This window comes from Intrasporangium sp., from assembly GCF_032907665.1.
GTDB lineage: Bacteria > Actinomycetota > Actinomycetes > Actinomycetales > Dermatophilaceae > Intrasporangium.
Genome location: NZ_JAJJPG010000115.1, coordinates 1 through 11,115, shown reverse-complemented (window position 1 = coordinate 11,115; position 11,115 = coordinate 1). Strand labels below are relative to the sequence as shown.

The window sequence follows — 11,115 nt, the reverse complement described above, 5'->3', positions numbered from 1 at the left end:
CTGAAGCACAAAGCGACGCGCGACCGGCCGACGATCGGCAATGCACCGCACCACATGCCGATACGGATCGAGCTGCGCCTCGCCTAGCTCCACATAGCATGTCCCGAACTGATCGAGCACCCAGTACGCCGCGTCAACGTTCACCACGACCCAGTTGCACAGGTACACCGACAGGTCGTGTCCTGCACTCTCGCGGTCGATTCCCTCCCAGTGGGACCTCAGAAACTCGTCCACTTCGTCGAGGGCAGATTCGTCGTAACGGTCGAGCCAGTCAAGCGACAGCTCGCGGAGATACGGGTACTGATCAAGGGGCTCACGTGAGATGCGCGGCCCAGGCGGGCGGTCGACGACGGGTATGTACTCCATGCCCGATGCGCCGGACGACGGCGACGCCGACAGGAACCTGTAGGTGGTCGGCTGGACCATGCATCCGATGGTAGGCGTGCGCGCCGGGAAAACACCCAGCCCCACGCCCCGGGACTCGCATGATTTGCCACCTCCGAGCCGCCGACCCGACGCTGCACTGTCCGCACGCCTCCGGACCGCGTCAAGGGCGCCTTCGGCGTCGCTGACGCGATGGCCTCCGGCCACCCTTGACCCGGCCACTCCGGCGTGCTGGCCTGCTCCGCTATCGGTTCGGTGGCTCTCCTTGGCCATCCCGACCGCGTGCCCAATTCGTGCCCAACGTTCAAGCGACGCCCGGTCCCCAGCGGGCCTGCCCGGACGCCGAATTGAGCACGCCACGAGCCAGAACAGGACAGCCAAGGCCCTTCCCAAGCTGGATACGCGGGTTCGATTCCCGTCGCTCGCTCCGCTGCTCGACAGCAGGTCAGACGCCCTTTGTGGGTACGGGCCGGCAGCTTCGTCGTTCGTGGCCCTCGAAGGAGTCCGCGTGCAACGAACGTGCAATTGAGACCTTCGTCGACCAGCGACGTGCACCCCATCAGCCCGCCGTGAACCTGGGGTCCCTGACCCCACGTGAGACGGAAGCGCTGTGCCTCGTGGCCGAGGGCTTGTCCAACGCCGGGATCGCTGCGCGCCTCGTCGTCGGCGACGAGACGGTCAAGACCCACGTCAGCCGCGTCCTGACGAAGCTCGGGCTCCGCGACCGGGTCCAAGCCGTCGTCCTGGCCTACGAGTCACGCCTGGTCACCGCCGGAAGCCATCGCTGAGGGGCCGGCCGGCGGATGGAAGGCCCGGACCATCACGGGAGGCCGGGGCCTCGCGTGACATCGGCAGGTCGCGCCGCATCGGCGCCGGGGTCGGTTCCCGCGAGGAGCGACGTGCCCAGCGACGTGCGGCGATACAGGACGCGGCGGCCGCGGCGAGTGCTCTCCACGAGTCCGGCCCGGAGCAGGATCTTGAGGTGGTACGAGACCGTCGGCTCACTCCAGTAGAGACGCTCGCTCAGCTCGCTCGTGGACAGGCCCTGACGCAGGGTGGACAGCAGCGTTGCTCTCGTCGGTCCGAGCAGGGCCGCCACGGTGCGGGCGGCGTGCGGCCGAGGCTGCTGCTCCCACAGTCTCGCCGTGCCGTCCGCCGGATAGATGATCATCGGGGTGAGGTTCTGCTCGGCCGCGAAGTCGACTCGACCCACCAGGGCGACGGACGGGACCAGCACCAGCCCGTCGTCCGCCCAGTCGATCCGCAGGTCATACGGTCGGTCGAGCTCGACTCCGTGGCCGGTCCAGGCAACACCGTCCCCGAGGTCGTTCAGCACTGCCACGGCTCCGCGATACGCCATTCGGTCGCTACGACGCTCGACGTCGCGCTGCAGCACCGCACGAACCTTGGGCCAGACGGGTCTGATCACGGCGTCGAAGAAGCTGAGCACCGCATCGGCTGCTTCGGCGGCCAGCACCTCCGGGCCCTGGCGCAGCAACCGCGCAACGAGCTCCGGCATGGGACGGCGCCACAGCTCGAGGGCAGCCGTGCTGTCGAACAGCCCCAGAACCTCCGGACGAACGGGCCGGCCGCGGAAGGCGATGTCGAGGTGGTGCTCGACGACGTCCGGCGCGGTCGCGCGGATGCGCTCGACATCGCCCGTGATGTCCCCGGTGTCGCCGGAAGGGGCCGGCATGAGGAAGTCGGGGATGTAGCCGCGCTCGGGGATGAGAGCGGTGAGCAGGTCGAGCTCGCGCCTCGCGAGAGAGCGCGCGCCGTCGACATACCAGTCACGCACGTGCTGCATCGGATGGTTGCCGCGCCACTGGACCGCGTAGACGACCTCCTGCGCGGGTGAGATGGCGAACCTCGACCGCGCGAGGACATCCGCGCTCATGTCGATGTGAACGACCACGGCTTCTTCTCCAACGGGTGCGGCGACCTGCACGCAGTCCATCGTCGTTCGCCCGCGGAACCAAGGATTCGAATCTCCTCCAATCGATGGCCTGCGACGTGCCACTCCTCCGAGATTCAGGAGGTCATCGATCGCCAACAAAAGGAGACAGAGATGCCCTCGATCACACGTCGCGTGTTCGGGCGAGGCGGCGCCGCTGCGGCGCTCGGACTGCTGGCTGCCGTCGCGAGTCCTCAGCGCGCCGGGGCGACCCCGCCTTCGCGCAAGCCACTGCTCGTCGGTGCCAATCCAGCGGTTCAGCTCTTCGACCGCGACGGTGCCTGCACCGCCTATGCCTCGTGCTGGGTCGTCGACTGGTCCCAGAAGGGAAGCGGGACCGCAGTCGTGCTGTGGCAACCCGATCAGGTCACCGTGCACGGGGCGGACCCGACCCTGGGGGCGTGGCTGGCCGACCACTTCGTCCGGCACTTCCCCGAACTGGACGGCCTTCCGTGGTCCGAGCCTCAGTTTCACCCGGAGCCAGCACGGATCGAGGTGTCCCTCGCAAGCGGTCTGAAGGTGATCGCAGGAGGCCTGACGGTGGGCGCGTCGGGCGTCCTCGACCGTCGGGCGTTCGCCACGGATGCGTTCCCTCTCGGCGGGGTCGACCACAGCCTCAGCCTCGTGATCGGGCCGTGCGAGACCGGCAGCATCACCGTCCGTGGGCAGGCCCTGCCTGGTTCGGTCCGTCGCTCCGGCACTCCCGACCGGCCCGGGTCCTCGGCCTTCATCGCCGACGCCGAGGTCTGGCAGCTCTGATCCGAATGGCTGGCCGCAGGCGCAGGTTCGAGGACGCGCCGGCGAGCTGGACATGGAGTCGCTCCGTGACGTCGACGCGGGTGACGGTCGCCTGGCGCGACCGCACGGAGCAGCCCCCGGCCCAGCGGCATACGACCCATCCCGTATGCCGCTGGGCCGGCTCGGCCCTCAGGCCTTCGCCTCGACGAGCCCCATCATCCCGAGGTCCTCGTGGTCGAGGATGTGGCAGTGGTACACCGTCCGTCCCGGGAAGTCCTTGATGCGCATCCGCACGGTCACGTTGCCGCCCGCCGGCACGATGACCACGTCCTTCCACTCCGGCGGGCCCTCCACGGGACTGCCGTCCCGCGACACCACGTTCATCGGCCAGACGTGGAGGTGGAACGGGTGGTCCATCGGGCTGACGTTCTCGATCGTCCACTCCTCCACCGTGCCGAGGCGCACCGACTGATCGACACGTTCGGCGTCGAACGTCTTGTCGTCGATGGTGAGGCTCATGCCGCGACCGAACCCCATGCCCATCGCGAAGGTGAGCACCCGCTTCTGGTCGACCTCGACGTCGCGCAGGTCGTCGAGGTCCGCCAGCTGCGCCGGCAGGCTCGCTCCTGGCGCGGCGTCGCCCCGGGCGTTGACGCGCAGCAGGGTCACGGCCTCGCCGGTCCCCCCGGCCCGGCCTCCCATCCGCCCCATCCCGGCGCTCCCTCGATCGACCGGCTCGGCGATGAGCTCATGGGTCCCCTCACCCGGGATGCGCACGAGCAGGTCGGCCCGATTGCCCGGGGCCAGGAGTATCTCCTCCACCGATGTCGGAGCGGCGAGGGGGCCGACGTCTCCCGCGACCTGCCTCAGCTCGGCCCCATCCAGCCGCAGCCGCAGGAAGCGCGAACAGCAGGCGTTGACGACCCGCCAGTGCTCGTGGCCGCCCGGCGTCACGGTGACGACGGGCTCGAGCTGGCCGTTGACGAGCACGAGGTCCCCCTCGCGACCCAGCATCCGGTCGGGCAGCGCAGCCTCCACCACGCGGTCACCGGCAAGCGTGACGTCCGTGATGACCAGCACGCGCTCCTGCTGCGCACCGAGAGATGGCACGTCGTCTCGTTCGATGATGATGGCCCCGCAGAGACCGGCCCACAGCTGGTCAGCCACCGTGTGGTGCAGGTGCGGGTGGTACCAGAACGTCCCCGCTGGATGATCCTTCGCGATGTCGTACTCGTATCTGAAGGTCTCGCCGTCCTTGATCTCGAGGAAGACGTTGTCGCTGTTGTCGCTCGGTGAGACCTGCAGGCCGTGGACGTGGAGGTTCGTCGACTCCCCCAGGCGGTTGTCGAGGTCGAGGGTGATCCGGTCGCCGGCGCGCACGCGAAGGGTCGGTCCGGGCACGGAACCGTTGTAGCTGAGGCACTCGACCGACCGGCCCGCGACCTGTGCCCGGCCGGCCACGGCAGACAGGGTCAGCGCCAGTTCCCCTCCGCTGCTGACGTGCTCATCGGGCTGCCGCAGCTCCATCCCCGTGGTGCCGCCCTCGCTGGAGCCGCCACCCACGACGCGAGGCTCCGGCGAACCCCACTCGTTCACCAGACCGGCGACGCCGACGCCTGCCGACAGAGCGCCGGCGCCGGCGAGCGTCAACGCCTGGCGCCGGGTCATGCCCTGGCCCTCAGCCATCGAGGGCCCTCCGTCGAGCGCGGTACTCCTCGTCGTCGATCTCCCCTCGGGCATACCGCTCGTCAAGGATCTGCCGGGCCTTCGACACCGGCCGGTCGGGGGACGAAGCCCGGTCGTCCGGTCGGCTGCTCCGCCCTCCGAAGGCGCCGCCTCGCACGAGGGCGACCACGATCGCCACGACGCCGACGAGGATGAGCAGCCACCAGAGCCACACCCATCCCATCCCGAGTCCACCACCAGGTCCCATGCGCGCCTCCTTGCCCGCTGTGGCGACCCTACGCCCGTGCGGCCGTCCGCGGGCGCCACCCGCTTCACCGCCGGCCCAGCCGCTTCACCGGTGGTGCCGACGGCCCACGAGCGCAGCCCGACGACACCCGGCGTCGGCGCTGCACGCGTTGACGCATGGTTTTTGTGATACAAGCGTGCTATTTTCCTGAGACCCATAATGGCACACCTGTATCAAGAAGGACGCCCATGCCGCCGACCACCCTCACTGAGGCACCCGCAAACCGCCGGCGTCAGAGCCTCGTGGGACAGCGAAGTGTCCGACTGGCCGCAGTGATCTGGCTCGCCGCCAACGCGCTCGTGCTGATCGTCGCCGAGGAGTACCTGCCGTTCAGCTGGCCGGACGTGCCCGGTTCCTCGCTCGACCACGTGCTGAACGCAAACATCGGAATGCTGGGGATCTTCGGCTTGATGACGCTCACATGGTTCCTCACGCGCAACCGCGACCGCCCCGACCTCGCCGCGCGCGCTCCGGACCTGGCCACTGCCAAACGGGAGACCGCGCTCCTGCTCGCCTATGGCGCCCTCGGCCTTGCGGTCGGGTTCGTCCTGGCCCGACTGCTGGGGTGGCACCCGTTCGGCCTCCACCTCGCCGGCTCCATCTTCGGCACCCATGAGCACGTCCACCCGGCCGAGGCCATCGCCTGGGCCGCCTACAACCTGCTCGTCTACGCCGTGGTGCCGCTGGCCTGGTTCCGACGGCGATACTCACGGGAGCAGCTGAACCTCACGTCCGTCAGCCGACGAGACGACGCCCGACTGATCGCGGCGGTCCTCGTCGTCGAGTCGGCCATCCAGGTCGCGACGCTGACCACGGTGGTGGGCGAGCTCTCGCCAACCCAGTACCTCATCGGCCTGCCGGTCACGTTCGTGCTCTACCTCGCCGGCGCGGTGCTTCCGGCGATGGTGTTCATCTACTGCATCCTCGTCCCGCGCTTCCTCAAGCTCACCGGCTCGACGGCCACGACCGTCATCCTCGGCGGGGTGACCTACACGCTCTTGCACGTGTGGGACGCCTGGATCATCCTCACCTCACCCTCCGAGGCAGTCGTCTCGCTCGCCTTCCTCTTCCTCACCTACTTCGGGCCAGGGATGATGAAGACGGTGCTGACGGTCCGGACCGGGAACGCGTGGACCCACGTGTGGGCGTACCACGCCATCGCGCCGCACACGCTCATCGATGCGCCCCACGTCGTGGACATCTTCAGGATCCGCTAGCAGGCGCAGTGCACCCACCATCCGTCAATGCCCATCACGTCGCCGTGGCTCTCAGGCGAAGTCGGCGGCGTGGTCGCGGGCCCACTCGGCCAGGGTCCGCGAGGCCCGGCCGTTGAGCAGCTCGGTCCTGCGGACGGCGTCGGGCTGGTCCACAGTGTCCGACCAGTAGTCGAGCAGCATCGTGATGATGCTGTCGCCGACGCCGTACTGCCGCATTTCGGCCGCGAACTCCTCGGGCGAGTTCTCGGTGAACGTGAGCTCACGCCCGATGGCCGTCCCGATCACGGCGAGCTGCTCGCGCCGGGTCAGCGCCTCGGGCCCCGTCATGGCATGGATCTCCCCACCGCGCCCGGGCTGGAGCAGCGCCGCTGCGGCAGCCGCGGCCACGTCGGCCTCGTGGATCGGGGCCTGGGCCGACGTGGGGTACGGCCCGCTGACGCCACCCGTGTAGCGGATCGACGGAGCCCAGGACAGCAGGTTGTTCGCGAAGGTCCCGGGCCGGAGGATCGTCCACTCCGCCTCGGTGGCGCGAAGGGCCTCCTCGATCGCGGCGTGGTGGAGCTGGCTCGCCGAGCCGTGGTCGCGCTCGTGCTCCAGAGCAGCCGCGAGCGAGGAGAGCAGCACGAGGCGCGGCACCTGGGCGGCGGCTGCGGCCTTGACGAACTCCACTGCCCCGTCTGCCGGGAAGATGAACGCCGCTTCGACGCCGTCGAACACTCCGGAGGGCAGGCTGTCGAAGTCGCCCTCGACGACGTCGACGCCGGTCGGCAGGTCGGCGACGTCGGGCCGACGGGTCAGGGCCCGAACCGAAGCGCCGGCCCGCCTGAGCTCAGCGACGAGATGGCGGCCGACGTGGCCCGTGGCGCCCGTGACGAGGATGGATCCTGTTGTTGTGGTCATGACATCAATGGTCCCGACTCTTGAGGCAGAATCCTTGCCGCAGTCGCACCTAGTCTCGATGACATGAGCAACCCCTCCGCCCGGCTGCTGGCCCTGCTCACCGTGCTCCAGTCCCGACGCCACTGGACCGGCGCCGAGCTGGTCGAGCGCCTCGGGGTCAGCCCGCGGACGATCCGCTACGACGTCGAGAAGCTGCGTGCGCTCGGATACCAGGTCCACGGCACCACCGGCGTCGGCGGCGGCTATGAACTGCGTCCGGGGAGCATGCTGCCGCCGCTCCTCCTCGGGGACGACGAGGCCGTCGCGATCGCGTTGGGACTGCGCCTCGCGACGGGTCACGCCAGCCAGCTCGGCGAACAGGCGGCCACGGCCCTGGTGAAGCTCGAGCAGGTGCTGCCGGCTCGCTTGCGAGGTCGCGTCAACGCGCTGCGCACGTACACCGCGGCCGTTCCCCCGTCCGACTCGTCCGTCGACCCGGACCTCGTGCTCTTTCTGACCACAGCGGCCCGCGACCACCAGCGGGTCCGTTTCGACTACAGCGCCCGTGACGGGTCCGTGACGCGTCGGGACGTCGAGCCCCACCGCCTCTTGCAGCTCGGCCGGCACTGGTATCTCGTGGCCTTCGACCCGCAACGCAACGCTTGGCGCCACTTCCGCCTCGACCGGGTGGAGATCAGACGGCCTGCCGGCGCGCGGTTCGCGCCGCGCCCGGCGCCGGATCCTCAGGCCTTGCTCGACTCCATCGACGCGCACTACCAACGTCACCGCGCGGTCGTTCTCGTCTTCGCGCCCGCCGACGTGGTCAGCGCCCGGCTCCCTGCCGTAGTCCCCGTGGAGCCCGTCGACGAGGATCGGTGTCGGGTCCATGCCTCCGGCGAGAGCGCCCACCACCTCGCCGTCAACCTGCTCCTCCTCGATCGTGACTTCCTCATCGAGACCGCGTCGCCCGACGTGCGGCGGGCGCTCCAGCTCCTCGGCAAGCGCGTGGCCGACGCGACAAGCGGGTTCATCGTGGCACCGGAGCCCGATCCCCCTCAGCCGATCTGAGCGGCCACTTCAGACCGTCAGCGCACCGCCCGACGACGGCGCACCGTGAGGCCCAGCAGGGCGAGGAGTCCGGCGAGTCCCACTGCACCACCGAGCAGTACGAGCGGCAACGGCCCCTGCTCCGTGTCCACCGGAGGTGGCCCATCGACGACGGGGCCGGCCGCCGTGCTCGGATTCGGCGTGCCACCGGGCGAAGCGGCGGCGCTCGGCGATGGCCCGATCGAGGTCGAGGACGACGAGCTCGGCGACGCACTCCGAGTCGGGGTCGAGGACGCGGACGGCGTGCGCGTCGCCACCACGACCGGCTTGCCACTCCTGTCGATCGTCGTGTGGTGCTTCCACAGATACTCCCGGATGCTCAGCCCGGAGGCGTGAACCTCTGCGGCCACGTCCCGCCCGAGGTAGCGGTAGTGCCAGGGCTCGTAGCGGAAGCACGTGCGATCGTTCCAGCGCGTGCCGCCCTCGCCTCTCGGGTAGCTCAGGACCCAGCCGTACCTCCACGAGTTCTTGGCCATCCAGCCGCCCGCGGGCGTCTTCGCCCAGTCGCCCGGCAGCGGGTTGCCGCCCCCGGCGCTCATGAAGTCGACGCCGAGCCCGAGCTGATGCTCCGAGTGGCCCGGACGCGCCGAGTAGGTGATCGCGCTGTCGAAGCCGTTCTGGGCCACGTAGCCGTTGAAGATCTGGGTCTGCTCCTTGTAGCTGCGGTACGGGCTCCAGATGCCGATCGGCGCCCCGGCCGCGCGGGCCGCCTTCGCCATCGCCTTCGTGTCCTCGACGGCCACCTCTCGGATGTAGCCGCCACCGGGGAGGCCGACGTCACTCAGTTTCACGAGGTCGGGTGGCACGTAGTCGGCCCCGACCCGCAGCAGGCGGTCGACGAGCGTGACGCTCCAGTCGTCGTAGCCACGCGGCACCGTGTAGACGTCGCCGAGGTCACAGGACGGAAGCGCGCCGACCGCCTGGACCGGCTGCGATCCGATCGGGGTGAGGGCGAGCCCGGCCGACCCGAGCCCCACGACCAGTGCGATCGCGCGACGCGACAGCCTGGCGCGCCGACGAGCCACCGGTCCACGTGGCGATACCGGAGGACTCGCATCGGTCAGGTCCGCGGCCATTGGCCCCACGCTAGCCCGGTCACCACGTGACGTATGCCGGACCGCCTCCTCGCGTGGTGCGGCCGGGTCCCAGCCGCGAGCCCCGCCACCCCGGCAACCACCCGTGCCGTCCCGGGCGTCGTCGGCGCCGGACGGAACGCGTGTTTCGGACGGACACTCGCGCCGACGACACCTACGCTGGCCAGGTGAGTGCGCCGCGGGTCTTCCGTCACGTCACCATCGCTCTCGGGGTGGCGCTGCTGGCAGGCTGCTCCAGCACGGGCGGCCCCTCCAGCTCCACCGCGACGGCTCCTGGCTCGACCAGGGCCCCACCGGTCGCCACCTCCACCTCATCAGCCTCGGCGGTCGGCTCGCCGACGACGACCGAGGCAGCCACCCGCTTCCCGCTGGCCGTCGTCACGGGAATCACCAACCTCAAGGCGACCACCACCCCGAAGGAGGTCGCAGGGCTCGCCAGGAGCGGACGGCTCCTCACGCCGTGCGGCGTCATCGTGACGCAGCCGAGGGTGCCCCAACCCGACACGTGCATCGAGGCAGACCGGATCGCCGCGGCCCTCGAGAAGAACCAGAAGCAGGTGGCGCTCCTCCCGCCGGGTCTCGTCGAGCCGTCGACGAAGGTCGTCTCCATCGCCGGCAAGGGGCCTTTCGGCATGTTCGGCCCCGACCTCTTCGGCGACCCGAAGGCCCGGGGGCTGGACTATCCCATCCTCGCCACGGCGGCACCGGGCGTCCGGCTGGATCCGAGCTGGACGGCATACGACGCCTCGGAGATCTGGACCCTGACCAACCTCGGCAGCCTCTGCGCCGACCGTGGCGGTGCGGCCCAGGCGGTGGTTCGAGGACGGGGCTGGGACTGGGTGTTCGACGGAGGCACCGCGAGATATGCCGCGCCCGCCGTCGTCGACCCACCGAACCGCGAGCCCTACCGGCCCGTCCAGCCCGTCGACACGGGCCGCGACGGCACCTTCGCGCAGGTGACCAAGCGCTCCGACGTCGCGATCGCCGACCACGAGTGCCCGGTCATCGCGGACGAGAACTGGAAGCCCGCGCTCGGCAGCAGCGTGGTCCTCAGCGTCCCCGAGGCGCTCCTTCCCCACTGGCGCGACACGCTCGGCCTCGACGTCGTCTACCTCGCCGCCAACCACCTGAGCGACAAGGGAGTTGCCGGCATCCGCTCGACCCTGCGACTCATGGACGAGTACGAGATCCCGCGCACCGGTCTGGGAATGGACCTCGACGAGGCGCTCGAGCCCGCCTACGTCGACGTCGCCGGCCACAAGGTCGGATTCGTCGCCTTCAACGACGTCGGCGGGGTCGCGAAGGCCGACACCGACACCGCGGGCGTCCCCTGGATCACCCAGGCGAACATCACCGCAGGCGTTCGCAAGGCCAAGGAGGGCGGCGCCGACCTCGTCATCTGCACCCCGCAGTGGTGGGGGGGCGCCGAGTACCACGACGACCTCTGGCCCACGCAGGAGAAGCAGGTGGGCTGGTTCGACAAGGCAGGCTGTGACCACGTCATCGGGTCCGGGACCCACGTGGCCGGACCGCTGCTGCTCCGCCCGAGCGGCGGCGACGACGTCAGCGTCGTGCTCGCCAGCCCCGGCAACCACTACTTCGGGCAGGGGTGGTGGCAGGAGACGCAGGAGGGCGTGATCCTCGACCTCACCTTCCGTGGCACGACGCTCGTCAACGTCCGCCTGCGTCCGACGGTCATGATCAACCAGGCCCGCCCGGCCCTGCTCGATCCGCAACGAGACGGCCGCTACGTGCTGCAGCGAGTCTGGA

The 11,115-nt window shown here is 70.0% G+C and carries 11 protein-coding genes; 5 read left to right on the top strand and 6 right to left on the bottom strand.

Annotated elements, in window-relative coordinates; all coding sequences use genetic code 11:
- Positions 1-426: hypothetical protein (locus tag LOY02_RS14975; protein WP_317183163.1), on the bottom strand; the 426-nt coding region annotated here is incomplete at its 3' end.
- Between the two features lie 527 nt (positions 427-953).
- Here LOY02_RS14975 and LOY02_RS14970 point away from each other — a divergent pair.
- On the top strand, positions 954-1,172 hold the full coding sequence (locus tag LOY02_RS14970) for a response regulator transcription factor (RefSeq protein WP_410505960.1): 219 nt from the start codon (positions 954-956) through the stop codon (positions 1,170-1,172).
- Positions 1,173-1,204: 32 nt separating this feature from the next.
- Here LOY02_RS14970 and LOY02_RS14965 read toward each other — a convergent pair whose 3' ends face one another.
- Positions 1,205-2,299, bottom strand: coding sequence for a transcriptional regulator (locus tag LOY02_RS14965; RefSeq protein WP_317183162.1), 1,095 nt, complete (start codon positions 2,297-2,299; stop codon positions 1,205-1,207).
- 153 nt (positions 2,300-2,452) lie between these two features.
- On the opposite strand from LOY02_RS14965, the gene LOY02_RS14960 reads away from it, so the two are divergent.
- Entirely contained in the window at positions 2,453-3,097 is a 645-nt protein-coding gene (locus LOY02_RS14960; protein WP_317183161.1) for a hypothetical protein, read from the top strand.
- Between the two features lie 168 nt (positions 3,098-3,265).
- Here the strand turns inward: LOY02_RS14960 and LOY02_RS14955 are convergent, their stop codons facing one another.
- Positions 3,266-4,762, bottom strand: coding sequence for a multicopper oxidase family protein (locus tag LOY02_RS14955; protein ID WP_317183160.1), 1,497 nt, complete (start codon positions 4,760-4,762; stop codon positions 3,266-3,268).
- Positions 4,755-5,009, bottom strand: a complete 255-nt coding sequence (locus LOY02_RS14950; protein ID WP_317183159.1) for an SHOCT domain-containing protein — start codon at positions 5,007-5,009, stop codon at positions 4,755-4,757. The genes LOY02_RS14955 and LOY02_RS14950 overlap by 8 nt, the downstream gene beginning before the upstream one ends.
- Positions 5,010-5,236: 227 nt before the next feature.
- On the opposite strand from LOY02_RS14950, the gene LOY02_RS14945 reads away from it, so the two are divergent.
- Positions 5,237-6,265 (top strand): hypothetical protein, encoded by a 1,029-nt coding sequence (locus tag LOY02_RS14945; protein ID WP_317183158.1) that lies wholly within the window; start codon positions 5,237-5,239, stop codon positions 6,263-6,265.
- A gap of 51 nt (positions 6,266-6,316) precedes the next feature.
- Here the strand turns inward: LOY02_RS14945 and LOY02_RS14940 are convergent, their stop codons facing one another.
- On the bottom strand, positions 6,317-7,165 hold the full coding sequence (locus LOY02_RS14940) for an SDR family oxidoreductase (protein WP_317183157.1): 849 nt from the start codon (positions 7,163-7,165) through the stop codon (positions 6,317-6,319).
- Between the two features lie 63 nt (positions 7,166-7,228).
- Here LOY02_RS14940 and LOY02_RS14935 point away from each other — a divergent pair, with 63 nt between their 5' ends.
- Positions 7,229-8,212: a helix-turn-helix transcriptional regulator gene (locus LOY02_RS14935; protein ID WP_317183156.1), complete on the top strand. Its 984-nt coding sequence runs from the start codon at positions 7,229-7,231 to the stop codon at positions 8,210-8,212.
- Positions 8,213-8,229: 17 nt separating this feature from the next.
- Here LOY02_RS14935 and LOY02_RS14930 read toward each other — a convergent pair whose 3' ends face one another.
- A complete protein-coding gene (locus LOY02_RS14930) occupies positions 8,230-9,327 on the bottom strand; it encodes a M15 family metallopeptidase (protein ID WP_317183155.1) in 1,098 nt (365 codons plus the stop codon).
- 185 nt (positions 9,328-9,512) lie between these two features.
- On the opposite strand from LOY02_RS14930, the gene LOY02_RS14925 reads away from it, so the two are divergent.
- On the top strand, positions 9,513-11,115 hold a 1,603-nt coding region (locus LOY02_RS14925; RefSeq protein ID WP_317183154.1), incomplete at its 3' end, for a CapA family protein.

Excerpts from the sequence above, each read along its gene's own strand:
- LOY02_RS14940 (WP_317183157.1), bottom strand. The coding sequence starts at position 7,165 with ATGACCACAACAACAGGATCCATCCTCGTCACGGGCGCCACGGGCCAC.
- LOY02_RS14955 (WP_317183160.1), bottom strand. The coding sequence starts at position 4,762 with ATGGCTGAGGGCCAGGGCATGACCCGGCGCCAGGCGTTGACGCTCGCC.
- LOY02_RS14935 (WP_317183156.1), top strand. The coding sequence starts at position 7,229 with ATGAGCAACCCCTCCGCCCGGCTGCTGGCCCTGCTCACCGTGCTCCAG.
- LOY02_RS14950 (WP_317183159.1), bottom strand. The coding sequence starts at position 5,009 with ATGGGACCTGGTGGTGGACTCGGGATGGGATGGGTGTGGCTCTGGTGG.
- LOY02_RS14945 (WP_317183158.1), top strand. The coding sequence starts at position 5,237 with ATGCCGCCGACCACCCTCACTGAGGCACCCGCAAACCGCCGGCGTCAG.
- LOY02_RS14930 (WP_317183155.1), bottom strand. The coding sequence starts at position 9,327 with ATGGCCGCGGACCTGACCGATGCGAGTCCTCCGGTATCGCCACGTGGA.
- LOY02_RS14960 (WP_317183161.1), top strand. The coding sequence starts at position 2,453 with ATGCCCTCGATCACACGTCGCGTGTTCGGGCGAGGCGGCGCCGCTGCG.